Annotated in this window: 24 protein-coding genes; 16 read left to right on the top strand and 8 right to left on the bottom strand. The window is 69.5% G+C overall.

Features of this window, described 5'->3' with window-relative positions:
- Both Q8N19_RS04315 and ubiB read left to right on the top strand, forming a co-directional pair.
- Nucleotides 1-609: class I SAM-dependent methyltransferase (locus tag Q8N19_RS04315; RefSeq protein WP_305588397.1), on the top strand; the 609-nt coding region annotated here is incomplete at its 5' end.
- 1 nt (nucleotide 610) lies between these two features.
- Nucleotides 611-2,113: a 2-polyprenylphenol 6-hydroxylase gene (ubiB, locus tag Q8N19_RS04310; protein ID WP_305588396.1), complete on the top strand. Its 1,503-nt coding sequence runs from the start codon at nucleotides 611-613 to the stop codon at nucleotides 2,111-2,113.
- 10 nt (nucleotides 2,114-2,123) lie between these two features.
- Here the strand turns inward: ubiB and Q8N19_RS04305 are convergent, their stop codons facing one another.
- Nucleotides 2,124-2,624 (bottom strand): hypothetical protein, encoded by a 501-nt coding sequence (locus Q8N19_RS04305; RefSeq protein WP_305588395.1) that lies wholly within the window; start codon nucleotides 2,622-2,624, stop codon nucleotides 2,124-2,126.
- Between the two features lie 126 nt (nucleotides 2,625-2,750).
- Here Q8N19_RS04305 and coaBC point away from each other — a divergent pair, with 126 nt between their 5' ends.
- Nucleotides 2,751-3,962, top strand: coding sequence for a bifunctional phosphopantothenoylcysteine decarboxylase/phosphopantothenate--cysteine ligase CoaBC (gene coaBC, locus Q8N19_RS04300; RefSeq protein ID WP_305588394.1), 1,212 nt, complete (start codon nucleotides 2,751-2,753; stop codon nucleotides 3,960-3,962).
- Nucleotides 3,959-4,414 (top strand): dUTP diphosphatase, encoded by a 456-nt coding sequence (gene dut, locus Q8N19_RS04295; RefSeq protein WP_305588393.1) that lies wholly within the window; start codon nucleotides 3,959-3,961, stop codon nucleotides 4,412-4,414. The genes coaBC and dut overlap by 4 nt, the downstream gene beginning before the upstream one ends.
- 4 nt (nucleotides 4,415-4,418) lie before the next feature.
- Here the strand turns inward: dut and zwf are convergent, their stop codons facing one another.
- Nucleotides 4,419-5,888 carry a glucose-6-phosphate dehydrogenase gene (zwf, locus tag Q8N19_RS04290; protein ID WP_305588392.1) on the bottom strand — a complete coding sequence of 490 codons (1,470 nt, stop codon included), beginning with the start codon at nucleotides 5,886-5,888 and terminating at the stop codon, nucleotides 4,419-4,421.
- Nucleotides 5,889-6,072: 184 nt separating this feature from the next.
- Here zwf and otsB point away from each other — a divergent pair, with 184 nt between their 5' ends.
- From otsB to Q8N19_RS04270, 4 genes are all read left to right on the top strand, one after another.
- Complete coding sequence (gene otsB, locus Q8N19_RS04285; RefSeq protein ID WP_305588391.1) at nucleotides 6,073-6,822, top strand: trehalose-phosphatase; 750 nt, start codon at nucleotides 6,073-6,075, stop codon at nucleotides 6,820-6,822.
- Nucleotides 6,819-8,225 carry an alpha,alpha-trehalose-phosphate synthase (UDP-forming) gene (gene otsA / locus Q8N19_RS04280; protein ID WP_305588390.1) on the top strand — a complete coding sequence of 469 codons (1,407 nt, stop codon included), beginning with the start codon at nucleotides 6,819-6,821 and terminating at the stop codon, nucleotides 8,223-8,225. Before otsB ends, otsA begins: the two co-directional genes overlap by 4 nt.
- 16 nt (nucleotides 8,226-8,241) lie before the next feature.
- Nucleotides 8,242-10,905 carry a DNA ligase D gene (gene ligD / locus Q8N19_RS04275; protein ID WP_305588389.1) on the top strand — a complete coding sequence of 888 codons (2,664 nt, stop codon included), beginning with the start codon at nucleotides 8,242-8,244 and terminating at the stop codon, nucleotides 10,903-10,905.
- Between the two features lie 75 nt (nucleotides 10,906-10,980).
- Complete coding sequence (locus tag Q8N19_RS04270) at nucleotides 10,981-11,934, top strand: alpha/beta hydrolase (protein ID WP_305588388.1); 954 nt, start codon at nucleotides 10,981-10,983, stop codon at nucleotides 11,932-11,934.
- Between the two features lie 3 nt (nucleotides 11,935-11,937).
- Here the strand turns inward: Q8N19_RS04270 and Q8N19_RS04265 are convergent, their stop codons facing one another.
- Entirely contained in the window at nucleotides 11,938-12,729 is a 792-nt protein-coding gene (locus Q8N19_RS04265) for a pseudouridine synthase (RefSeq protein WP_305588387.1), read from the bottom strand.
- Entirely contained in the window at nucleotides 12,729-13,448 is a 720-nt protein-coding gene (locus tag Q8N19_RS04260; protein ID WP_305588386.1) for a GGDEF domain-containing protein, read from the bottom strand. Before Q8N19_RS04260 ends, Q8N19_RS04265 begins: the two co-directional genes overlap by 1 nt.
- A 109-nt stretch (nucleotides 13,449-13,557) precedes the next feature.
- Here Q8N19_RS04260 and purE point away from each other — a divergent pair, with 109 nt between their 5' ends.
- Both purE and Q8N19_RS04250 read left to right on the top strand, forming a co-directional pair.
- Nucleotides 13,558-14,070 carry a 5-(carboxyamino)imidazole ribonucleotide mutase gene (gene purE, locus Q8N19_RS04255; protein ID WP_305588385.1) on the top strand — a complete coding sequence of 171 codons (513 nt, stop codon included), beginning with the start codon at nucleotides 13,558-13,560 and terminating at the stop codon, nucleotides 14,068-14,070.
- Complete coding sequence (locus Q8N19_RS04250; protein WP_305588384.1) at nucleotides 14,070-15,152, top strand: 5-(carboxyamino)imidazole ribonucleotide synthase; 1,083 nt, start codon at nucleotides 14,070-14,072, stop codon at nucleotides 15,150-15,152. The genes purE and Q8N19_RS04250 overlap by 1 nt, the downstream gene beginning before the upstream one ends.
- Before the next feature lie 129 nt (nucleotides 15,153-15,281).
- Here the strand turns inward: Q8N19_RS04250 and Q8N19_RS04245 are convergent, their stop codons facing one another.
- Nucleotides 15,282-15,950, bottom strand: a complete 669-nt coding sequence (locus Q8N19_RS04245) for a COQ9 family protein (RefSeq protein WP_305588383.1) — start codon at nucleotides 15,948-15,950, stop codon at nucleotides 15,282-15,284.
- A 179-nt stretch (nucleotides 15,951-16,129) separates the two neighbouring features.
- On the opposite strand from Q8N19_RS04245, the gene rpsU reads away from it, so the two are divergent.
- Both rpsU and ftsH read left to right on the top strand, forming a co-directional pair.
- Nucleotides 16,130-16,363 carry a 30S ribosomal protein S21 gene (gene rpsU / locus Q8N19_RS04240; RefSeq protein WP_300574753.1) on the top strand — a complete coding sequence of 78 codons (234 nt, stop codon included), beginning with the start codon at nucleotides 16,130-16,132 and terminating at the stop codon, nucleotides 16,361-16,363.
- A gap of 220 nt (nucleotides 16,364-16,583) precedes the next feature.
- Nucleotides 16,584-18,467, top strand: coding sequence for an ATP-dependent zinc metalloprotease FtsH (ftsH, locus tag Q8N19_RS04235; RefSeq protein WP_305588382.1), 1,884 nt, complete (start codon nucleotides 16,584-16,586; stop codon nucleotides 18,465-18,467).
- Nucleotides 18,468-18,495: 28 nt separating this feature from the next.
- Here ftsH and Q8N19_RS04230 read toward each other — a convergent pair whose 3' ends face one another.
- A complete protein-coding gene (locus tag Q8N19_RS04230) occupies nucleotides 18,496-18,693 on the bottom strand; it encodes a hypothetical protein (protein WP_305588381.1) in 198 nt (65 codons plus the stop codon).
- Nucleotides 18,694-18,913: 220 nt separating this feature from the next.
- Between Q8N19_RS04230 and folP the strand changes: the two genes are divergently transcribed.
- Entirely contained in the window at nucleotides 18,914-19,708 is a 795-nt protein-coding gene (folP, locus tag Q8N19_RS04225) for a dihydropteroate synthase (protein ID WP_305588380.1), read from the top strand.
- Here the strand turns inward: folP and Q8N19_RS04220 are convergent.
- The gene (locus Q8N19_RS04220; protein ID WP_305588379.1) at nucleotides 19,705-20,463 is read right to left on the bottom strand and encodes a hypothetical protein; all 759 of its coding nucleotides are present in this window, start codon (nucleotides 20,461-20,463) and stop codon (nucleotides 19,705-19,707) included. The two genes, folP and Q8N19_RS04220, sit on opposite strands and share 4 nt — an antisense overlap.
- Nucleotides 20,456-21,208 carry an SDR family oxidoreductase gene (locus tag Q8N19_RS04215; protein ID WP_305588378.1) on the bottom strand — a complete coding sequence of 251 codons (753 nt, stop codon included), beginning with the start codon at nucleotides 21,206-21,208 and terminating at the stop codon, nucleotides 20,456-20,458. The genes Q8N19_RS04220 and Q8N19_RS04215 overlap by 8 nt, the downstream gene beginning before the upstream one ends.
- An 84-nt stretch (nucleotides 21,209-21,292) precedes the next feature.
- Here Q8N19_RS04215 and thiD point away from each other — a divergent pair, with 84 nt between their 5' ends.
- The 3 genes from thiD to Q8N19_RS04200 all read left to right on the top strand — a co-directional run bounded on the left by thiD (nucleotide 21,293) and on the right by Q8N19_RS04200 (nucleotide 23,565).
- Complete coding sequence (gene thiD / locus Q8N19_RS04210) at nucleotides 21,293-22,102, top strand: bifunctional hydroxymethylpyrimidine kinase/phosphomethylpyrimidine kinase (RefSeq protein ID WP_305588377.1); 810 nt, start codon at nucleotides 21,293-21,295, stop codon at nucleotides 22,100-22,102.
- Nucleotides 22,099-22,677 (top strand): nucleotidyltransferase family protein, encoded by a 579-nt coding sequence (locus Q8N19_RS04205; RefSeq protein ID WP_305588376.1) that lies wholly within the window; start codon nucleotides 22,099-22,101, stop codon nucleotides 22,675-22,677. Before thiD ends, Q8N19_RS04205 begins: the two co-directional genes overlap by 4 nt.
- Before the next feature lie 78 nt (nucleotides 22,678-22,755).
- The gene (locus tag Q8N19_RS04200; RefSeq protein ID WP_305588375.1) at nucleotides 22,756-23,565 is read left to right on the top strand and encodes a PhzF family phenazine biosynthesis protein; all 810 of its coding nucleotides are present in this window, start codon (nucleotides 22,756-22,758) and stop codon (nucleotides 23,563-23,565) included.
- Nucleotides 23,566-23,608: the final 43 nt, after the last annotated feature.

The following is a 23,608-nucleotide window of genomic DNA, read 5'->3' as shown; positions in this document are numbered from 1 at the left end:
GCCGTCGCCGCCCGCCTGAACCCCCAGCCCGGGGAGGTCATCATCGACTGCGCCGGCGGCACCGGCGACATGGCGAGACGCTTCGCGAAGATGGCGAGGCGCGCCCAGCAGCGTCGCGGCGGCGCCGACGCGACCATCCTGCTGATGGACTACAATGCCGAAATGATCACGGCGGGCCGCCAGAAGGGCTCTGAGCCCGAAATCTGCTGGAACGTCGGCGACGCCCAAGCCCTGCCCCTGCCGGACGCCTGCGCCGACGCCTATGTGATCTCGTTCGGCATCCGCAATGTCACCGATATCCCTGCGGCCCTGCGGGAGGCCCGGCGGGTGCTGAAGCCCGGCGGCCGGTTCCTGTGCCTGGAGTTTTCCCGACCGGTCACCGAGCCCCTGCAGAAGGCCTACGACGCCTATTCCTTCAAGGTCATCCCCGCCGTGGGCGAGCTGGTGGCCAAGGACCGGGAGTCCTACCAGTACCTGGTGGAGAGCATCCGCCGCTTCCCCGACCAGCAGAGCTTCGCCCAGATGATGCGTGAGGCCGGCTTCGCGCGGGTGAGCTACACCAACTTCACCGCCGGGGTGGCGGCCCTTCACCAGGGCTGGGCCATCTGACATGGCGCGACCCGCCGCCTATGGCCGGCTTTTCGCCGCCGCCTGGACCCTGGCCCGTCACGACGCCCTGCTGCCCGCCGAGCTGGAGGCCCTCTATCCCCCGCCGATCCGCGATCTGGGGCGGACCCTGCGGCTCCTGGCCGGCAAGCAGGCGAAGATCGGCAGGCCCGGCGAGCGGCTGGCCCGGGCCCTGGTTCAGCTGGGTCCGGTGGCCATCAAGCTTGGCCAGCTCATGTCCACCCGGGCAGACATCTTCGGGGCGCAGTTCGCCGAGGACCTGTCCCGGCTGAAGGACCGGCTGCCGCCCTTCCCGGCCGAGATCGCCCGGGTCCAGGTAGAAGCCGCCCTGGGGGCGCCGGTCGAGACCCTGTTTTCCGAGTTCGGCGAGGCCGTGGCCGCGGCCTCCCTGGCCCAGGCCCATGACGCCCGCCTGCGGGACGGCCGCCGGGTGGCGGTCAAGGTGCTGCGCCCGCACATCGGGGTCCGCGTGGCCCAGGACTCCGCAGCCCTGGCCCAGGCCGCCCTTCTGGTGGATCGCTATGTGCCCGCCGCCCGCCGGCTGGAGCCCCGGGCCTTCGCCCAGACCGTGATCCGCGCCACCGAGCTGGAGCTTGATCTGCGCCTGGAGGCCGCCGGCTGCGACGAGCTGGGCGAGGTGATGGCCAAGGACGGCTACATGTCGGCCCCGGCCGTCATCTGGGAGGGGGTCGGCAAGCAGGTCCTGACGCTCGAGTGGGCGGCCGGCGCGCCCCTGTCCGATCCCGCCGCCCTGGAACTGGCCGGGCTGGATCGGCCGCAGCTGGCGATCAACCTTCTTCGGGCCTTCCTGTCCCAGGCCCTGGACCATGGGGTCTTCCACGCCGACCTGCACGAAGGAAACCTGTTCGTCGAGGCGCCGGCGAAGATCACCGCGGTGGACTATGGCATCGTCGGACGCCTCGGCCCTGATGAGCGGCGCTACCTGGCCGAAATCCTCTGGGGCTTCCTGGACCGGGACTACCCCCGGGTGGCCGAGGTGCATTTCCGCGCCGGCTATGTGCCGGCCCACCACGACCGGGCGGCCTTCGCCCAGGCCTTGCGGGCGGTGGGCGAGCCGGTGTTCGGCCGCTCAGCCAGCCAGGTTTCCATGAGCCGGGTGCTGATCCAGCTGTTCGAGATCACCGCCCTGTTCGACATGCGCCTGCGCCCGGAACTGGTGCTGCTGCAGAAGACCATGATGACGGTGGAGGGCGTGGCCCGCCGCATCGATCCCGACCACGACATCTGGGCCGCCGCCGACCCCGTCGTGCGCCGCTGGATCGCCCGGGAGCTGGCCCCGCCGGCCCAGGCCAAGCGCGTCGTTCAGGAAAGCCTCGACATCCTGCACGGCCTCAAACGCCGCCTGCAGGACCCCGAGCCGTCCGTCGCCGTGGTGACGACGACAGAGCGGGACTCAAGCTGGCTTTGGTTCTTCCTGGGCGCCCTGACCGCCGGCGGCGCCTTCCTGCTCGGCGCGCTCGCCTGAACTTCAGGGCTCAGTCGTCGCCGCGTTCGGCCTCCCGGACCTTCTGCTCTTCCCAATAGGCCGCGCCATTGTCGGGCTTGAACATTGTTCGCGGCGCGCCAGCCGCTGTCGCCACGGCGAAGATGTTGGCGCCCGGATCGTAGATCAGGGTGTCACCATTGCCGCGCTTGATCGTTTGGGCGCCGGCCGGGGGACTGTTGACGAAGGCGTGGGCCTTGCGGACGAAGTCGTCCAGGTCGGTGGCCCCGAAGGCCTCGCCGTTGCGAGCAAAGGCGCGCTCAGCGTTTTCCTGGGCCGAATAGCGCTGGGTCTCCGACCAGAGGGGCCGGCCGTCCACCTTCGGGACCGGCGCGCGGGCCGCGCTGCTGGACGCCGTCGGCGCGGTGGCCGAAGCGTCCTGAGCCGCCTCGCCTGCGCTGGGCGCGGGCGTCACCGCCGAAGGCCCGTTGTCGCAGGCGACGAGAATGAAAAGACTGGCGCCCGCCGCGAGCGCCCCAACTGACCGCATCATCACCGTGTTTCTCCCCACAGTGCAGCCCCAGGCTGTGCTGGAACGAACAAAGAACAGATGTGCGGTTTTGTCCAGAGGCCAGATGCGGCTATAGCGTGGAGCCGTTGTCGAAAGGGACCCCGGGCCTTGGCGCAGAAGCAGATCCTCCTGATCGTGGGCGGCGGCGTGGCCGCCTATAAGGCCCTGGAGTTGACCCGCCTGCTCCGCAAGGCCGGCGTCGGCGTGCGGCCGATCCTCACCCAGGCCGGCGCCCAGTTCGTCACCCCCCTGTCCCTGGCGGCGCTCGCCGAAGACAAGGTCTATTCCGAGCTCTTCTCGCTCACCGACGAGGCCGAGATGGGGCATATCCAGCTGTCTCGCTCGGCCGACCTGGTGGTGGTGGTCCCGGCCACCGCCGACCTGATGGCCAAGGCCGCCCATGGGCTGGCGGGGGATCTTGCCTCGACCACCCTGCTGGCCACCGACAAACCAGTTCTGATGGCCCCGGCCATGAATGTGCGCATGTGGGAGCACCCCGCCACGAAGCGGAACCTGGCGACCCTGAAGGCTGACGGCGTCGCCTTTGTCGGGCCCGATGACGGCGCCATGGCCTGTGGCGAACACGGCCCTGGCCGCATGGCCGAGCCCGCGGTCATCTTCGAGGCGATCATGGGGATGCTGGCCGGGAAGTCCGCCCCCGCCATTGCCCAAGGTCCCCTGGCCGGGCGCCGCGCCATCGTCACCGCCGGCCCTACCGCCGAGCCCATCGATCCGGTGCGCTATCTGACCAACCGCTCCAGCGGCAAGCAGGGCTATGCGATCGCAGAGGCCCTGGCGGCTCTGGGCTGCGACGTCACCCTGGTGTCCGGCCCCACGGCGCTTTCGGCCCCGACCGGCGTCAAGCGGGTGCAGGTGGAGACCGCCCGCCAGATGCTGGCCGCCTGCCAGGCCGCCCTGCCGGCTGATCTCGCCGTCTGCGTCGCCGCCGTCGCCGACTGGCGCCCGGCCGACGAGGGGGCGGTGAAGATCAAGAAGACCGGCGACGCCCCGCCGGCCCTTAAGCTGGTGGAGAACCCCGACATCCTGGCGACCCTGTCGGCGCCCGGCCCAGCCCGGCCCCGGCTGGTGGTCGGCTTCGCCGCCGAGACCAATGATGTGGAGGCCTACGCCCAGGCCAAGCTCGCCCGGAAGGGCTGCGACTGGATCGTCGCCAATGATGTCAGCGCCCCCGGCGTCATGGGCGGCGACGACAACACCGTCTCCATCGTCAGCGCCACGGGCGTCGAACGCTGGGACAAGACTGCGAAATCCGACGTGGCGACCAGGCTCGCCCAGCGCATGGCGGAGGCCCTGGCATGACCCCGACGATCAAGATCACCCGCCTGCCCCACAATGCCGACCTGCCCTTGCCGGCCTATGAGACGGCGCTTGCCGCCGGCATGGACCTGCGCGCCGCCGTAGCCGAAGACGCGCCCATCATCCTGCGACCCATGGAGCGGGCCATGGTCCCCACGGGGCTGGCCATGGCCCTGCCGCCGGGCTTCGAGGGCCAGGTGCGCCCGCGCTCAGGCCTGGCCGCCAAGTCCGGCATCACCTGCCTCAATTCGCCGGGCACGGTGGACGCCGACTATCGTGGCGAGATGAAGGTGATCCTGGTCAATCTGGGAGAAGAGGACTTCACCATCCGCCGTGGCGACCGCATCGCCCAGCTGGTGATCGCCCCTGTGATCCAGGCCGCCTGGGAAGAAACCGATAGCCTGGACGAAACCGCCCGCGGCGCTGGCGGCTTCGGCTCCACCGGCGCGAGCTGAAGCCTCAGTCGTACCAGGCCCGGCCGGCCCGCTCGATCAGGGCGAAGGCCCCGGCCGGCCCCCAGCTTCCCGCCGCATAGGGCTTGGGTCCCATGCCGGCTTCGACCCAGGCCTCGGCCACCCCGTCCACCCAGCGCCAGGCCTGCTCCACTTCGTCGCGGCGGACGAACAGGGCGCTGTTGCCCAGGATCACGTCGAGGATCAGCCGCTCATAGGCGATGCGCCGGCGCGCATTGGGCCCCGAATAGGCCCGCAGCAGAGAGAGCGACAGGGGTAAGGACTGCAGGCGCATGCCGCCTTGTGAAATGCCCGGCGCCTTGTTCATCAGGAGCAGTTCGATGTCCTCGTCCGGCTGCAGGTCGATCACCAGCCGGTTGGCCACCAGGTCGCCCTCGGCCTGACCACCAAAGATCGAGTGGGGCACGCCCTTGAACTGAATGGCGATCTGGGTCCGCCGCTCAGGCAGGCGCTTGCCGGTGCGCAGGAAGAAGGGCACGCCGGCCCAGCGCCAGTTATCGATATCCACCCGCAGGGCGACGAAGGTCTCGGTCGCGCTCTCCTGGCCGCGTTCTTCCTCATAGGCGGCAGCCGACTGACCCTGGGCGACGCCGGCGGCGTACTGGCCCCGCACGCTGGCCTGGGCGACATCCTGGCGGGTGAAGGGGCGCAGCGAGCGCAGCACCTTGACCTTCTCGTTGCGGAGGGACTCCGCCTCCATGTCCGAGGGCGGCTCCATGGCCACCAGGCAGAGCAGCTGCAGCACATGGTTCTGGACCATGTCGCGCAGGGCGCCGTGCTCGTCATAATAGGGCCAGCGGTCCCCCACGCCTTCGGTCTCGGCCACGGTGATCTGCACGTGGTCGATGGTCAGATTGTTCCAAAGGGGCTCGAATAGGGTGTTGGCGAACCGTAGGGCGATCAGGTTCTGCACCGTCTCCTTGCCCAGATAGTGGTCGATGCGGAAGACCTGCTCCTCCTCGAACACCTGCGCCAGCGCCGCATTGATGCCGCGCGAGCTCTCCAGATCGTGACCGATGGGCTTTTCCAGGACGATGCGGCTCTGCGGCGAGATCAGGCCGGCCTCGGCCAGGGCCTCGCAGACCCCCACATAGAGGCTGGGCGACAAGGCCAGATAATAGATCGGCGCTGTCGCCCCCCCGAGCGCCTCGGTGATGCCGGCCAGGCGATCGGCCTTGGTGGCGTCCACGGCGCGGTAATCCAGCCGCTGGACGAAACGCCTCCAGATCTCCTCGTCCAGGGTCTGCGGGCTGGCCCGCTGGGCGACGGCATCGCGGATCATGGCCTCGAACTCGTCGCGGGGAATCTCGGCCCGGGCGGCGGCGATGACCTTGAAGCCGTCGGGCAGGAAGCCGTCAGCGTCCAGGAAATAGAGCGAGGGGAAGAGCATCCGCAGGGCGAGGTCGCCTACGCCTCCAAACAGGACGATCGCATCGGCTTGAGGCGCCTTGGGCATGAAATCCCCTTCCTGGGCTGTAAATCGGTCGGGCGGCTGTGGAGATCGCAGGCAGTTAGCCTTACCTCGGTTGAGGCAACGTCAAGGCCATGGCCCGGTTCGCGCCGAACCGCCAAGGCGCCCGAAATTAGGAGCCAACGGCCCCCACAGGCGTTCTGCGCCGACGAAGGGGCGATTCCACGACATGAGCATCATAGACCCCACACCGACCGACCTTGCGCCGCCGGTCCTGGATCTGGCGGGCAGCGCCCTGTTTCTGGACCTGGACGGCACCCTGGCCCCCATTGTGGCAAGGCCACAGGACGTGGGGCCTGAGCCGCGCCGCACGGCCATCCTGGAAGAGCTGGTCCGACGGATGGAGGGCCGGGTGGCGATCCTGTCGGGCCGGACCCTGGCCGAGATCGATCACATTCTTGACCGCGCTGTGCGCCCCGTGGCCGCCGTCCATGGCCTGGACCGACGCGCACCGGACGGACGCAACCACGCCCCTGAGCCCCATCCCGGCCTGACCGAAGCGACCGCCGCCTTCCAGCAACTTGCGACCCAGGCGCCGGGCCTGCTGGTGGAGGCCAAGGGCCTCAGCGTCGCCCTGCACTATCGCCAGGCGCCCGGCCAGGGGGCGGTCGTCCAGGCGCTGGCCCGGGACTGGGCGGGCCGCACAGGCCTGACCCTCCAGCCCGGCCACATGGTGGTGGAGCTGCGCACCCCTGGCCCGGACAAGGGAGATTCCCTGGCCGACTTCATGGACATGCCGCCGTTCCAGGGAAAGCGACCGATCTTCGTGGGCGATGATCTGACCGACGAGCCGGCCTTCGCCGCGGCTCGCCGCCTGGGCGGGACAGGCGTGCTGGTGGGGCCTGCGCGGAACAGTGCGGCCACCCATCGGTTGGAGGATGTGAACGCCGTACTGGACTGGCTGGAGGCCCCCCTATGAGTCGCCTGATCGTCGTTTCCAACCGGGTGAATCCCCCTGGGGGCAAGGGCGAAGAGAGCGTCGGCGGCCTGGCCATGGCGCTGGCGGCGGCCCTGCGGGAGTATTCCGGCATCTGGTTCGGCTGGAGCGGGCGAACCACGCCCATGTTCACCGGCCAGCTGGCCATGCGCCGGATCGAGGGCGTCACGGTGGCCACGGTCGATCTCGAGCAGAGCGACTATGACGAATATTACAACGGCTACGCCAACAAGACCCTGTGGCCCCTGTTCCACTATCGGGTCGATCTGACGGCCTATGACCGCACCTTCGACGAGGGCTATCAGCGGGTGAACCGTCGGTTCGCCGAGACCCTGCGGCCCCTGATCGAGCCCGACGACCTGATCTGGGTCCACGACTACCACCTGATCCCCATGGCCCGGGAGCTGCGGCGTCTGGGGGTGAAGAACCGCATCGGTTTCTTCCTGCATATTCCCTGGCCGGCCCACCAGCTGATGGTCACCCTGCCGAGCCACGGGGCCCTGGTGGAGGCCCTGTTCGAATATGATCTGGTGGGCTTCCAGACCCCGGAATATGTCACCGCCTTTCAGGAATACGTCCTGGCCGAGGCCGGCGGCGAGGTGCTGGGGCCCGACCGGCTGAAGGCCTTTGGCCGCACGGTGCAGACCGGCGCCTTCCCCATCGGGGTCGACGCAAACGACTTCGCCGAGATGGTGACCTCGGACCGGGCGCGGCTGACCTATGACCGGATGGCCGCCCATACGGTGTTTCGCAAGCTTATCGTCGGCGTCGACCGACTGGACTATTCCAAGGGGCTGGAAGAGCGCTTCCTCGGCTTCGAACGGTTCCTGGCCGACAATCCCGACCTGCGCCGCGAGGTGCTGATGGTGCAGGTGGCGCCGGTGAGCCGGGAGTCAGTCAACTCCTACCAGGAGATCCGCGGCCGGCTTGACGCCCTGTCGGGTCGCATCAATGGTGAGCACGCCGACCTGGACTGGAACCCCTTGCGCTGCGTGAACCGCAACTATCGTCGGGATGAGCTGGCCGGGCTGTACCGTGCGGCGAAGGTGGGACTGGTGACGCCCCTGCGGGATGGCATGAACCTGGTGGCCAAGGAGTATGTGGCCGCCCAGGATCCCGCCGATCCCGGCGTGCTGATCCTGTCGCGGTTCGCTGGCGCCGCCAACCAGATGCCCGCGGCCCTGATCGTCAACCCCAACAGCCCTGAAGAAATCTCCGAGGCCCTGAAGCGCGCCCTGACCATGCCGCTGGCGGAGCGAATCGAGCGCTGGCGCGCTTTGTTCGACAATGTCCGGGGCGAGGATGTGGGCGCCTGGCGCGACGCCTTTGTCGGCGCCCTGGCCGGCGAGGACCCGGTCCAGGAGGCGTCCGCCCTGGCCAGCTGACGAGAGGGATCGTTCCATGGCGGAGAAGCTGGCGCGCTATCAGGAGATGCGCGACTTCGCCAAGACGGCCGAGCCGTCGGGCGCTGATGGGGTCACGCCCTCCAAACGGCTGCGTTTCGTCATCCAGAAACATGCGGCCACCCGCCTGCACTACGACTTCCGCCTGGAGCTGGACGGCGTGTTCAAGTCCTGGGCGGTGACGCGGGGGCCGTCTCGCGATCCCGCCGACAAGCGCCTGGCCGTGGCCACCGAGGACCACCCGCTGGGCTATGGCGACTTCGAAGGGATCATCCCCAAGGGCGAGTATGGCGGCGGGTCGGTCATGCTGTGGGACCGGGGCTATTGGGCGCCGGAGCCGGGCTTTGAGCCCGAAGAGGCCCTGAAGAAGGGCGAGCTGAAATTCGTGCTGGAGGGGGAGCGCCTGCACGGAAGCTGGGTTCTGGTGCGGATGAAACGCGACCGGACTGGCGGCAAGCGGGAGAACTGGCTGCTGATCAAGCACCGGGACGCGGCCGCCGTTGAGGGCGACGACCTGCTGCAGACCGCCGACACCTCCATCGCCTCGGGCCGGGCCATGGACGCCATCACAGCCGGGACCGGCAAGGGGCCCAAGCCCTTCATGCGCGGCAAGGCCAAGGCCGCCGCAGCGGCCGACGACGTCTGGGAGACCCGCCCCAAGGGCGAGCCCGCCAAGGCGTCCAAGGCCAAGACCCCGACGAAGGCGAAGACCGCCAAGCCCGCCGAAATCAAGAGCGCCGCCCTGCCCGGCTTCATCGAGCCCCAGCTCTGCAAGTCGGTGGACCGGCCACCGCAGGGGACAGGGTGGGCTCATGAAATCAAGTTCGACGGCTATCGCCTGCAACTGCGGGTCAAGGACGGCAAGGCCGTCTTGAAGACCCGCAAGGGCCTGGACTGGACCGGGAAGTTCCAGGCCATCGCCGACCACGCCGCCGCCCTGCCCGATGGGATCTATGACGGGGAGGCCGTGGCGCTGGACGACAACGGCGCTCCGGACTTTCCCGCCCTGCAGGCGGCCCTGGCGGACGGCGAGAGCGAGGACCTGATCTTCTTCGCCTTCGACGCCCTGTTTCTGGAGGGCGAGGATCTGCGCAACCTGCCCCTGCGGGAGCGCAAGACCAGGCTCAAGGCGGTGCTGGAGCGGCGCGCCAAGCCTCTGGCCGGGCAGATCCGCTATGTGGAGCACTTCGAGACTGCGGGCGACGCGGTCCTGCAGTCGGCCTGTCGGCTGTCCCTGGAGGGGGTGATCTCCAAGCGGATGGACGGCCCCTATCGCTCCGGGCGCAGCCAGGACTGGACCAAGTCCAAATGCCGGGCTGGCCACGAGGTGGTGATCGGCGGCTGGACCGGGGCCAAGGGTCAGCTGCGCTCCCTGCTGGTGGGGGTCCATCGCGGCGACCACCTGGTCTATGTGGGCCGGGTCGGCACGGGTTTTGGCGCCGCGGTGGTGGGGCGCGTCCTGCCGAAGCTTGAGGCCCAGGCCGCCGACAAAAACCCGTTCACCGGACCCGGCGCCCCGCGCAAGGTTGGCGACATCAACTGGGCCAGGCCCGAGCTTGTGGCCGAGATCGAATTCGCCGGCTGGACCGGCGAGGGCATGGTCCGCCAGGGCTCCTTCAAGGGCCTGCGCGCCGACAAGCCGGCCAGCGAGGTGGAGGCCGAAAAGCCCGCCCCGGTGGAAGAGGTGGAGCTCGCCCAGCCGAAGCCTGCGGCGGCCAAGTCCTCAGGGGCAAAGACGGGTGGCAAGGCCCGGCCCGCCGGCGCCGTAGTGGTGATGGGGGTGACGGTCTCCAGCCCCGACAAGGCGCTCTGGCCGAGGTCCGCCGACACCGACGCCCCCCTGACCAAGGCCGATCTCGCCCGCTATTTCGAGGCCGTCGGTCCCTGGATGATCGATCACATCCGCGGCCGGCCCTGCTCGGTGATCCGCGCGCCCGACGGTATCGGCGGCCAGAGCTTTTTCCAGCGCCATGCGGGCAAGGGCGCCTCGCACCTGATCGAGCAGGTGGACGTGGCCGGCGACAAGCAGCCCTATCTGCAGATCGACCGGGTCGAAGCCCTGGCGGCGCTCGCCCAGATGGGGGCCATCGAACTGCACCCCTGGAACTGCCGAGAGGGCGATGCGGAGACCCCCGGGCGGCTAGTGTTCGACCTGGACCCTGGTCCTGGCCTCGATTTCGACGACGTGGTGGCTGCGGCCAGGGACGTGAAGGACCGGCTGGAGGCGCTGGGTCTGGTAGCCTTCTGCAAGACCACCGGCGGCAAGGGGCTGCATGTGGTGACCCCGCTGGCCAAAGAGCGCGGGCTCACCTGGGACATGGCCAAGGCCTTCGCCCACGACGTGGCCCGCCAGATGGCCGCCGAAGAGCCCAAGCGCTATGTGGCGGTGATGTCCAAGGCCAAGCGCGAGGGAAAGATTTTCGTCGACTATCTGCGCAACGCCCGGATGGCGACCGCCGTGGCGCCCCTGTCCCCTCGGGCCCGGGAAGGCGCCGGGGTCTCCATGCCACTTACCTGGGGCCAGGTGCGCAAGGGCCTCGATCCCATGCGCTTCACCCTGCGCACCGTGCCGGACCTGTTGAAGAAAGCGGAGGCCTGGGCGGACTATGCGCAAGGCGAAAAGCCCCTGGCCCCGGCCATCCGCAAGCTCGGAAAGGTCTAGGTTTCCCCTGCGTCCAGGCTTCCTAGAGCGCGCGGCGCCTGCCAAGCTTTCGGAAAATCGCCAAGGGGACGAGACATGGACAGGGCCGCCAACCGAGACCTGGTCGATCCGGAGCTGTTGCCCCTGCTCGACACCTTCCCGGCCTTTGACCTGACGGAGGAGATCCTGCCCCTGATGCGCGGCCGGCCGGCTCGCTTTCAGGTGCGGCCCGAGGACCTGGCTCGCACCAGCCTGGAGCGGCGGACGATTCCTGGACCCGCTGGCGCGCCAGAGGTCGAGGTGCTGGTCTATCACCCCAAGGACGTTGCGGGGCCGCTGCCCTGCATCCTGCATATCCACGGGGGCGGCTATGTCGCCGGCGCGGCGGCCGACAACGAGGCGGTCCATCGGCCCCTGGCCGCTGACCTCGCCTGCTGCATCGTCTCGGTGGAATACCGGCTGGCGCCGGAGACGCCCTTCCCCGGTCCGGTGGAGGACTGCTACGCGGCGCTCGCCTGGATCTTCGCCAACGCCGAAACCCTGGGGATCGATCGCGGGCGGATCGGCCTGATGGGGGAAAGCGCCGGCGGCGGCCTGGCGGCGGGGCTGGCGCTGCTGGCCCGGGACCGGGGGGACTATCGCCTAGCCTTCCAGCACCTGATCTATCCGATGATCGATGACCGCACCTGCGTCAGCGCCGCTCCGCACCCCTATGCCGGCGCCTTCGTCTGGACGCCCCAGGCCAACACCTTTGGCTGGCGGGCCCTGCTGGGGCATGAGCCTGGCGTGGACGGGGTCTCCCCCTATGCGGCGGCCGCCCGGGCCACGGACGTCTCAGGCCTGCCGCCGACCTTCATCGCCACCGGCGCCCTGGACCTGTTCCTGGAGGAGGATCTTGCCTACGCCCAGCGGCTACTGCGGGCCGGGGTTCCGGTGGAGTTGCACGTCTATCCGGGCGCCTTCCACGGCTTCCAGTGGGCGCCGGAGGCGAGCGTCAGCCAGACGGCCGCCCGGGACAGCCGCGCGGCGCTCGCCCGGGCCCTGGCCTGAGGCTCAGCGGCGGCGGACGGGCTTGGGGCTGAAGCCCGGCGTGATCAGGGCTTCGCGTTCGCGGGCCGTGATCGGCCGCCAGCGGCCCTCCGGCAGGTCGCCGACCTTTAAGGGCCCGATCCGCAGGCGGTAGAGATCGATGATCGACAGCCCCACCAGGTCGCACATCCGCCGGATCTGGCGATTGCGGCCCTCGGTCAGGATGAAGCGCAGGCGCTGGTCGCCGGCCAGGGTGACCTTGGCGGGTTTCAACTGGCGGCCGTCCAGTTCGAGCCCGTGGCGCAGGCGGGCCAGGACGGACTCTGAAATGTCGCCGCGCACCCGGACCAGATATTCCTTCTCCATCAGGGAGTCCGGGCCGATCACCGCCTTGGTCACCACCCCGTCCTCCGACAGGATCAGCAGGCCGCGGCTGTCCAGGTCGAGGCGTCCCACCGGCGCCAGGCTGCGGTCGGCGGCGGGGATTTCGGCGGCCTCTCCCCAGAGACCCTGGCGGGTCAGCAGGCGGGCCGCGGGGATCTGGCCCGGCTCCGGCTGGGCCGAGACATAGCCGACGGGCTTGTTGATGATCACCGTCATCTGGCCCTCGAGCCTCGCCTGAGCCCCGTCATCCAGGGTGAGGGTCTGGCCGCGCTCGATCTTGCGGCCAGGATCGGAGACGGTCTCCCCGTCGATGGAGACCTGGCCGGCGGCGATCAGGGCCTCGGCCTCACGGCGGGAGCAGACGCCGCTCTGGGCCAGCCAGCGGTTGACCCGCTGGGGCTCGGCCTCTTCGTAGGTGCGAGTCCAGGCCATCAGCCGGTCTGGCGCTCGCGCTTGCGGATGAACATGGCCGCGTCCGCCTGGGCGACGATGGCCTCGGGCTCGCCGTCATGGGGGATTTCGCAGACCCCGTAGGACAGATGCAGGGGCGCCGACCAGTCGCCGAACTGGATAGGCGCCTGTTCCAGAGTCCTCGCCAGGGCCTCGGCCTTGGCCTGGGCGGTCAGGGCGGTGGCCTGGACCAGCACCACGGCGAACTCGTCCCCGCCCATGCGCCCGACAATGTCGCTGTCGCGCACCAGGCCAGTCAGCCGCTCGGCCACGGCCTTGAGCACGGCGTCGCCGGCCGCATGGCCGAAGCGATCATTGACGCTCTTGAAATCGTCCAGGTCGAAATAGACCAGGCTGGCCGGCGAGGCGTAGCGGCGGGAGAAGGTCTGCACCCGGGCTAGTTCGCGCATGAAGGCCCGGCGATTGAGCACCGGGGTCAGGGCGTCCCGGTCAGCCAGGCCCTCCACCTCCGTGAGCTTGGCCTTCAGTCGGGCCACCTCGCCGCGCAGGTCGTCGATCTCGGTCAGCAGGGTCTGAAGGGCGCCGCGGACGGCGGGCGTCATCTCGGCCTCGGTCACGCCGAGGAAGCCGGCCTTGTCCGCCGGCAGGGCCCGGGCCGCAGAGCTCTGGGCGCCGGCCTGGGCCAGGGCCCGCTTGCGGATGGCCGCAAAGGGTTCGGTGCGCGCACCCGTGATCTTCATGGTGAGGGAATCACATCCAGCCTTAACCATAAGAATCGTACCGGTGATCGGTTGCGGGCGCAAAGGCGGCGCCTATACTCCGCGCCTTTCCCATCAAGGGGGCCGTCCGATGGCCAGTTCCAACCCCGCCGGCCCAGGCGGTCGCCCGCCCGTCGCCATCATCATGGGCAGCCGCTCCGACTGGCCGACCATGCGGTGCGCCGCCGAACAGCTCGACGCGCTCGGCGTGGCCTGGGAGGCCAAGGTGGTCTCGGCCCACCGCACGCCCCAGCGGCTCTATGAGTTCGCCACCACCGCCAAGGCGGCGGGCTACAAGGTGATCATCGCCGGCGCCGGGGGCGCGGCCCACCTGCCGGGCATGGCCGCCTCCATGACCGAGCTGCCGGTGCTGGGCGTGCCGGTGGAGTCCAAGGCCCTGAAGGGGATGGATAGCTTGCTCTCCATCGTGCAGATGCCCGGCGGCATTCCCGTGGCGACCCTGGCCATCGGCGAGGCCGGCGCCAAGAACGCCGGCATTCTCGCCGCCCGCATCCTGGCGCTGGGCGATCCCGCTCTCGCCGAACGCCTGACCGCCTTCGCCCAGAGCCTGGCCGACGCCGTGGCCGAGACGGTGGAAGACTGATGACGCCAGGCCTGCCTCTCGCGCCGGGCGCGACCATCGGCATTCTGGGCGGCGGACAGCTGGGTCGGATGCTGGCGCTGGCCGCCGCCCGCCTGGGCTTCGACGTAGTCATCCTGACGCCGGAGCTGGACGCCCCGGCCAGCCGGGTCGCCCGCGAGACGGTGATCGCCCCCTTTGACGACCCTGACGGCCTGGCCCGCCTGGCCGATCTCTGCGACGTCATCACCTATGAGTTCGAAAATGTGCCGGCCGCCGCCGTCGAGCGACTGAAGGCCCTGGGCGCGCCGGTGGCGCCCAGCGGCCTGGCCCTGGCCGTGGCCCAGGACCGGGTGGCGGAGAAGTCCTTCCTCAACGAGGCCGGCGTCCGCACCGTGGCCTTCGCCCAGGTGGACAGCGGCGAGGACGCCCTGGAGGCCGCCGCGCGCATCGGCGTTCCGTCCCTGATGAAGACCCGCCGCGAAGGCTATGACGGCAAGGGCCAGACCTGGGTCGAGCATGCGGCCGACGCCGCCAAGGTGTTCGAGGCTCTCGGGGGCGTGCCCTGCATTCTGGAGGCCCCGGCCGATTTCGTCCGCGAACTGTCGGTGATCGCCGCCCGGGGCCGCGACGGCGAATTGGCCATCTATCCCCTTGGCGAGAACCACCATGAGGGGGGCATCCTGCGCCGCACCGTAGCGCCTGCGCCGGCCAGTCCCGACCTGGCGGACCAGGCCGAGCGGATCGCCGCCCAGATCCTGACCCGGCTGGACTATGTGGGGGTCATCGGCATCGAGCTGTTCGAGCTGGCGGACGGCCGTCTGCTGGCCAATGAGATTGCGCCCCGGGTGCATAATACCGGCCACTGGACCCAGGACGGCTGCGAGGTCTGTCAGTTCGAGCAGCACATCCGCGCCGTGGCCGGCTGGCCGCTGGGCCCCACGCAGGCCCGGGCCCATGTGGAGATGCTCAACCTGCTAGGTGACGAAGCCGAGACCTGGGCGAAGTTGGCCGCCGAGCCGGAGACCCGCCTGCACCTCTACGGCAAGCGCGAGGCCAAGCCCGGCCGCAAGATGGGCCATATCAACCGGCTGTCGGGGCTATAGGCGGCGCGACGGCCCTCGTCCTTCGAGGCCCTTCGGGCGCCTCAGGATGAGGACGGACTGAGAGGCCTCAACCCACCTGCCTCATCCTGAGGCGCGAGCGATAGCGAGCCTCGAAGGACGCAAGGCGCCTCAGCCGTAACGCATGCGGCCAAGGGTCTGGGCGAAGGTCTTGAGGGCTTCGGACGGGCGCAGCTTGGTCGTGGCCTTCCACTTTTCGAAGCTCATCACATTGGCGATGCGGGCGTCGACGAAGTCCATCGACGCGCCGCGGCCAGAGGCGACGCGGATGGCGAGCGCCGCCGAGAGAATCCCCGACAGGATGGCGCGCTTTGAATAGTGGTTCTCATCGGTGGCGGTGTCGCCGGCCCAGCGCCAGAGCTGGTCGGCGCTGTCCCACAGGAGACGGCTGGCCAGGGGCAGGTTCTGCGGCAGGGCGAGGAAGCCGCTCCAGCGACGGGCGACCGCCTCGTCCTGGGCGGCGGCGTCCAGGCGCGTCTCCACCGCCAGGCGGATGCGCTCGCGGATCTTCAGGGCCTGGGGATCGATGTCGGCCAGGATCGCCAGGGTCTCCCGGTCATGCCGGCGGCCCAGCAGGGCCGCCAGGTCCGCCGCCCCATTGGGAAACAAAAGCTCGATCTCGCCCCTGGAGAGGCCAGCCTCGGCCCCGGCGCAGGCCAGAAGCAGGGGGCTCCAGCCCATCTGCGCCACATGGGGCAGGGCCAGGGACAGCACCTGGTCCTCGACCTGGCGGGCCCAGGCGTCGGGATCGGGAGAGGAAGATGAAGCGGCGTCTGACATGGCCCCAGTCTAACCTCGCCGAAAGCCTGCGTCTTCCGTGGACATGGGCCAAGCCTTCTGCTATTTCGCCGCCCTCGGCTCCGGAGCGGTCGCTTACGGGGCCATTTGGTATTTTTGTTTCACCGCCACCGCCATGTGCGCCGGGTGGCGCAACATTCAGGTAGGCAGGAGAGAGTCCCCTGGTTCAGATTTTCGTCCGCGACAACAATGTCGACCAGGCCCTCAAGGCCCTGAAGAAGAAGATGCAGCGCGAAGGCTCGTTCCGCGAGATGAAGCGCCACGTCCATTACGAGAAGCCCTCGGAAAAGCGCGCGCGCCAGAAGGCCGAAGCCGTCCGTCGCGCCCGCAAGCTGGCCCGCAAGCGCGCCCAGCGCGAAGGCCTGATCGCGGCTCCCAAGCCGCGCGCCCGCTAGGGGACGCCAGCGTCTCCGCCTCGGCGGGACGTCGAGAGCTTCCAGAGATTTTTGGCCGCGCAGCCTGCCTGCGCGGCCTTTCTCGTTTTGATCGCCCAAAGAATCTACGTCCAGACCGCGACCTGCGGTCACTCTGGCCCGCCCCTTGCTGGTGAAACCGGTCAGGCCATCCTATCTTAGGGTCTGAACCCGAGTTTTCCCGAGACGGATCAAAAGCACCATGAACATGCGCAATATGGCGATCTGGGGCGTCATCGTCGTCGTCCTGATCGGCCTCTACAGCATGATGAGCGGCGGCGGCCAGGCGGCCAATTCGCGCGAGATCACCTACTCGCAGCTGCTCGACCAGATCGATTCCGGTCAGGTGGCCTCAGCCGTCATCCGCGGCTCGGCCGTCGAGGTGCGCAACGCCGAGGGCCAGGCCTTCACGGCGGTCACGCCGAACAATCAGGAAGAGCTGGTCAAGCGGCTGGAGGCCCAGAACGCCGACATCGCGGTCAAGCCGGCCGGCGGCTTCACCCTGGTGGGCTTCATTCTGCAGAGCCTGCCCATCCTGCTGCTGATCGGGGTGTGGATCTTCTTCATGCGCCAGATGCAGGGCGGGGCCCGCGGCGCCATGGGCTTTGGCAAGTCCAAGGCCAAGATGCTCACCGAGAACAAGAACCGGGTCACGTTTGACGACGTGGCCGGCGTCGACGAGGCCAAGGAAGAGCTGACCGAGATCGTCGACTTCCTGAAGGACCCGCAGAAGTTCCAGCGCCTGGGCGGCAAGATCCCCAAGGGCGCCCTGATGGTCGGCCCTCCGGGCACGGGTAAGACCTTGCTCGGTCGCGCCGTGGCCGGCGAGGCCGGCGTGCCCTTCTTCTACATCTCCGGTTCGGACTTCGTGGAAATGTTCGTCGGCGTCGGCGCCAGCCGGGTGCGCGACATGTTCGAGCAGGCCAAGAAGAACGCGCCCTGCATCATCTTCATCGACGAGATCGACGCCGTGGGCCGCCATCGTGGCGCCGGGCTCGGCGGCGGCAATGACGAGCGCGAGCAGACCCTGAACCAGCTGCTGGTGGAGATGGACGGCTTCGACCCGTCCGAGGCCATCATCGTCATCGCCTCGACCAACCGTCCCGACGTGCTGGACCCGGCCCTGCTGCGGCCCGGCCGTTTCGACCGCCAGGTCGTGGTGCCCAATCCCGACATCAACGGCCGCGAGCGTATCCTGCGCGTCCACATGAAGAATGTGCCGCTGGCCGCCGACGTAGAGGTCAAGACCATCGCCCGCGGCACGCCGGGCTTCTCCGGCGCGGACCTGGCCAATCTGGTCAACGAAGCCGCCCTGATGGCCGCGCGGAAGAACCGCCGCATGGTCACCCAGCGGGACTTCGAGGACGCCAAGGACCGGGTCATGATGGGCGCCGAGCGCAAGTCCATGGCCATGACCGACGATGAGAAGCGCCTGACCGCCTATCACGAGGGCGGCCACGCCCTGCTGGCCCTGAACGTGCCGGCCACCGATCCGGTGCACAAGGCCACCATCATCCCCCGCGGTCGTGCGCTCGGCATGGTCATGCAGCTGCCCGAGCGGGACCAGCTCTCTATGTCCTATGAGCAGATGACCTCGCGCCTGGTCATCCTGATGGGCGGCCGGATGGCTGAGGAGCTGATCTTCGGCAAGGACAAGATCACCTCGGGCGCCTCGTCCGACATCGACCAAGCCACCCGCCTGGCCCGGGCCATGGTCACCAAGTGGGGCTTCTCCGACAAGCTGGGCGTCGTCTCCTATGGCGAGAACCAGGACGAGGTCTTCCTCGGCCACTCGGTGTCGCGGACCCAGAACGTCTCGGAAGAGACCGCCCGGATCATCGACCAGGAGGTCAAGGCCCTGGTCCAGCACGCCTTTGACGAGGCGCGCCGGATCCTGACCGAGAAGATCGACGAACTGCACAAGATCGCCCAGGCCCTGCTGGAATACGAAACCCTGTCGGGCGACGAGATCATCAATGTGATCCAGGGCGTCATGCCCAAGCGCGAGGAGCCGGAGAGCCACCGGGCGCTGGGTCCCACCGTCGCCGTGCCGATTTCGCCGCGGCCGGGCCCGGAACCGGCCTGACCCATCACGTCCGACGCCTGTATGGAGTTCAGCTCTGCTCCAGGCGTCGGGCGGCTTCGGCCACCACCTGGCGCCCCCAGCTGGTCAGGTCGGAACGCTGCAGTTTTTCCAGAGCCGCACCATGGGCGTCGGCGCCAAAGCGGCGGCGCAGATAGGCCGCCTCTTCCTCAGCCTCGGTCTGCAGACGCTTGCGGCGCCGCAGGTGGCGTATCGGGTTGATGATCACGGGCGTGCATCCCAGGTGCTTGGTTGGCCATCCCTCCTCACACCATAAGGCCAAGGTGTGACAGGCTTCCGGCGCCCGATGTGAGCAGTCGCAGCATTTCGCCCCCGGCGCCCTCGGGATTGGCGCCCTGCCCCCTTGTGGGATAACCGATTGGGCGCTGAGCGCCTGCGAGAAGGCCTGGAGGTTCGCCCTGATCCGCCCGCCCCGACGCCCCGCCTTAATGGGCATACTGAACCTGACGCCGGACAGCTTTTCCGACGGCGGGCTTTATGACGGCGCCCCGGCCGCCCTGGCCCAGGCGCGGCGGCTGATCGCCCAGGGGGCGGACATCCTCGATCTGGGCGGGGAATCCACCCGGCCTGGCGCCGATCCTGTCCCGGTCGAGGCGGAGATCGCCAGGGTCGTCCCCGTCATCGCCGCCCTGGCCAGGGACGGCGCCCCGCCCCTGTCAGTGGACACCATGAAGCCCGACGTGGCCCGGGCGGCCATGGCGGCGGGCGCGACCATCTGGAACGACGTCACCGCCCTGCGCTACGCCCCTCAGGCGCCCGATGTGGCTGCGGAACTCGGCTGCCAGGTGGTGCTTATGCACATGCAGGGCGAGCCGCGCACCATGCAGGCCGCCCCCCGCTACGATGACGTCATCGCCGAGGTCTGCGCCTTCCTGCTGGCGCGGGCGGACGCCGCCCTGGCCGCCGGCGTGGCGCGGGAGAAGATCTGGCTCGATCCTGGGATCGGCTTTGGCAAGAGCCTGGACCACAACCTGACCCTGCTCGCCCATCTGGACAGGATCTGCGCCCTGGGCTTCCCGGTCCTGCTGGGCGCCAGTCGCAAGCGGTTCATCGCCGCCCTGCACCCGGCCGCAGACGCGCCGGACGCCCGCGCGCCGGGCTCCATCGCCGCCGCCCTGGCCGGGGCCGAGGCCGGCGTCGCCGCGCTGCGGATCCATGATGTGGGCGAGACGGCCCAGGCCCTGGACGTCTGGGCGGCGATCAGGGACGCGCGGCCATCCTAGCTGAGACCGAAGTGGTCGTAGAACGCCGACAGGGGCGAAGAGACCCGCAAGGGTCGCAAGGGAAAGGCGAGCCAGGGGGCCTGGGGATCGAGGTCCGCCATCCGCCCCAGGAAGGCCTGGCGCAGATCGTCCCTGACCGCGCCCGTATGGGTGAGGAACTGGCCCCAGCTTGACGTTCCGGTCAGGCCCACCTCGCCCGCTTCCCTGGCTGAGGCGATGTAGGCGGCGGGAAACAGGCGGCGATAGGCCTCCAGGTGATAGAGCCAGGACGCGCCGGACAGGGTCTCGGCCTCCGGCGCCGTCCGCCTCAGGTGGGCCAACATCCGTGTCAGCTCCGAACGCCGGGCCTCGATCTTGCGCCGGGCCAGAGGACCTGCGCCGTCCTGGCTGTCGTGGTTGTTGAAGTGGATTCGAACCGTCCCGACCTCGGGCGGATCATAACTGAAACAGCCGAAGCGGACCTTGTCCGGCTGGGGCGGTTCGTCCGGGGCGGCGGCCAGAACCTCCATCGTCCAGTCGAGGCGGGCCGCGCGGTCCGGCTGGCGCTCCAGGCCCTCGGCGTAGCGGCGCCATTCCGGGCCATGCAGGGCGTCGGATACATCCCCCAGTCCCAGGCGGCGATGCAGGTTAGTGAAGCCGCGGACGGCTTCCGACAGGGAAAGGCCGCGGCGGGCCGCGAGGGTTTCGGCGAAGGTGAGCTGCAGACCGAAATAGTCCCGGAACACCTCCACCTTCGCGGCGCGGGCGTCAGCCACGGCCGATAAAGGGCATCTGGGTGGCCATGACGGTCATGAACTGGACATTGGCCTCAAGCGGCAGGCCGGCCATGAAGACCACCGCCTGGGCCACGGCGGTCACGTCCATCATCGGCTCGGGTTTCAGGCTCCCATCGGCCTGCGGGACCCCGCCGGCCATGGCTGCGGTCATCTCGGTGGCGGCGTTGCCGATGTCGATCTGGCCGCAGGCGATGCCATAGGCCCGGCCATCCAGGCTGGTGGATTTGGTCAGGCCGGTGATTGCGTGCTTGGTGGCGGTATAGGCCACGGAGCGCGGCCGCGGCGCATGGGCCGAGATGGAGCCGTTGTTGATGATCCGCCCGCCTTGGGGATCCTGCGCCTTCATCAGCCGGAAGGCCGCCTGGGTGCAGAGGAAGGCGCCGGTGAGATTGACGTCCACCACCCGGCGCCACGCCTTGAGCGACAGGTCCTCAAGGGGGACCGGCGGCGCGCCTGTGCCTGCATTGTTGAACAACAGGTCCAGCCGGCCGAACCTGGCGTGAGCCGCCTCGAACAGGGCCGCCACCTGACCCTCGTCGGAGACATCTGCGGGATGGATCAGCACATCGGCGGGCGGCAGGTCCGCCGCCGTGGCCTGAAGCGCTTCGGCCCGGCGTCCGGTCAGAGCGAGCTTGAAGCCGGCGCCGTGCAGGGCGAGCGCGCAGGCCCGGCCGATGCCCGAACCGGCGCCGGTGACCAGGGCGATCTTGGCGAGCTGTGTCATGGGGGCGACCCTCGCCCGAGCGCGGGCTGTGAGCAAGGCGCCAGGCCCCCTCGTCAGGCGATCAAGGATGTGGAAGAAGCGGCCATGACCAGTTCAGCTCTTCCCCTCGGCCGGGTCCTGATCATCGCCGGCTCCGATTCCGGCGGCGGGGCCGGCATCCAGGCCGACCTCAAGACCGTGCTCGCCCTGGGCGGCTATGGCGCCACGGCGATCACCGCGGTGACGGTGCAGAACACGCTGGGCGTCACCGGCGTCCATCCCATTCCGGTCGACATCGTCCAGGCCCAGGCCCGCGCGGTGCTGAGCGATATCGGCGCCGACGCCATCAAGACCGGCATGCTGGGCGACGTGGCCATGGTCGAGGCCGTCGCCGCCCTGCTGGACGAGGCGCAGGCCATTCCCGCGGTGATCGATCCGGTCATGGTCGCCAAGGGCGGCGCGGCCCTGCTGGCTGACGACGCCATCGCCGCGGTGCGTAGCCTGATGATCCCGAGGGCCGCCCTGCTCACCCCCAACGCGCCGGAAGCCGCCGCCCTGACCGGCCTTTCGGTGGACAGTCTGGACGACCAGCGCCGGGCCGGGGAGGCTCTGCTCCAACTCGGCGCCCGGGCCGTCCTGATGAAGGGGGGCCATGTGAGCGGCGAGCGGGTGGTGGACCTGCTGATGACGCCGACCGGGGACACCATCTTCGAGACCGACCGCCAGGAGACCCGCCACACCCACGGCACCGGCTGCACCCTGGCCTCGGCCTGCGCGACCGGTCTGGCCCAGGGACTGGAACTCTCCACCGCCGTGGCGCAGGCCTGGGCCTATGTGCAGGAGGCCATGGCCAGCGCGCCTGGGCTCGGCCAGGGACACGGCCCCCTGGACCACGGCTGGACCCTGCGCCGATGAGCGCCGAGCCCGAGCTGGAGCAACGGCTGGCGGCCATCCTGCGGGGCGCGCCCAGCCTGATGGGGGTGATGGAGACGGCCCGGGATCTGGCCCTGCCCGACTGGATGATCTTTTCCGGGGCCATCTATCAGAAGGCGGTCAACCACCTGACCGGCCGAGACCCCGACTACGGGCTGAAGGACTACGACCTCGGCTATTTCGACGGGGGCGACCTCAGCTACGCGGCCGAGGATGAGGTCATCCGCCGGGCGGCGGCGGCCTATCCCCCGCCCCTGGACACCCTGGTGGAGGTGCGCAACCAGGCCCGGGTGCACCTGTGGTTCGAAGACCGGTTCGGCGAACCCTACGCCCCCTTGAGCTCCAGCGCCGAGGCCCTGACCCGGTTCACCACCACCATGTTCGCCGTCGGCGCGCGGCTGGAGCCCGATGGGACCTTGCGCATCTTCGCCCCCTTCGGGCTGGCCGATCTGTTCGCCCTGCGGCTGGTTCCCAATCCGCTGCGGGAGACGCGAGGCTTCGCCCGCACCGCCGCCGCCGCCCAGACCCGCTGGCCGGAACTGACCCTGAAGCCTTAAGGCGCAGGGCAAGCCTTGCCTTGATGGCGCGGCGGACTGGGCATAATGGGGTCGCACATCTCAGTCGCGAGCCCCGCCATGCGCCAGTGGACCATAGACGCCTTCGCTTCGGCCCCGTTCCGGGGCAATCCGGCCTGTGTGGTCGAGCCCCTGGACGCCTGGCCGGCCGACACCTGGATGCAGGCCCTGGCGGCGGAGAACAACCAGGCCGAGACCGCCTTCCTCCTGCACACCACAGCGTCTGACAGGTTCGGACTGCGCTGGTTTACGCCGACCCTGGAGGTGCCGCTCTGCGGCCACGCCACCCTGGCCAGCGCCCACGCCCTGTTCGCCGAACTTGGCCTGGCGACGGAGGCCGTGACCTTCGAGACCCTGTCGGGGCCGCTGATCGTGTCTAGAGAGGACGGCGCCTACGCCATGGACTTTCCCGCCTCGCCGGTTCGTAAGGTGGAGACGCCAGCGGGGCTCGCCGAGGCCCTGGGGGTCGAACCGGATGAGGTCTGGGCGGGGCCGTTCCTGGTGGCGATCCTCAAGGACGAGGCCGCCGTGCGCGGGGCGAACCCTGACCTGGCCGCCCTGAAGGTCATTTCCAGCGCCGCCACCCAGGGCCGCGGCAATGTCGGGGTGAGCGCCCTCGCCGGGGGCCAGCCCCATGACGTGGTCAGCCGCTTCTTCGCCCCGGGCTCCGGAATCCCTGAAGACCCCGCCACGGGCTCGCTGCATTGCATGTTGAGCCCGATCTTCGCGCAGAAGCTCGGCCGCGCACGGCTGGCCTTCCACCAGGCCTATCCCGGGCGGGGCGGCGACCTGGACTGCGAACTGACCGGTGATCGGGTGATCCTGCGCGGCCAGGCGGTCAGCGTCATCGAGAGCCGGCTGAGACTGTAGGTCTCAACGCGAAGCGGGCCGGAGCTTGCGCCCCGGCCCGTCA

Origin of the sequence: Phenylobacterium sp., assembly GCF_030693405.1 — a bacterium.
In the GTDB taxonomy this organism is placed as follows: Bacteria; Pseudomonadota; Alphaproteobacteria; order Caulobacterales; family Caulobacteraceae; genus Phenylobacterium.
The sequence above is the reverse complement of the archived record's forward strand: the minus strand, read 5'-3'. Positions and strand labels throughout refer to the sequence as shown.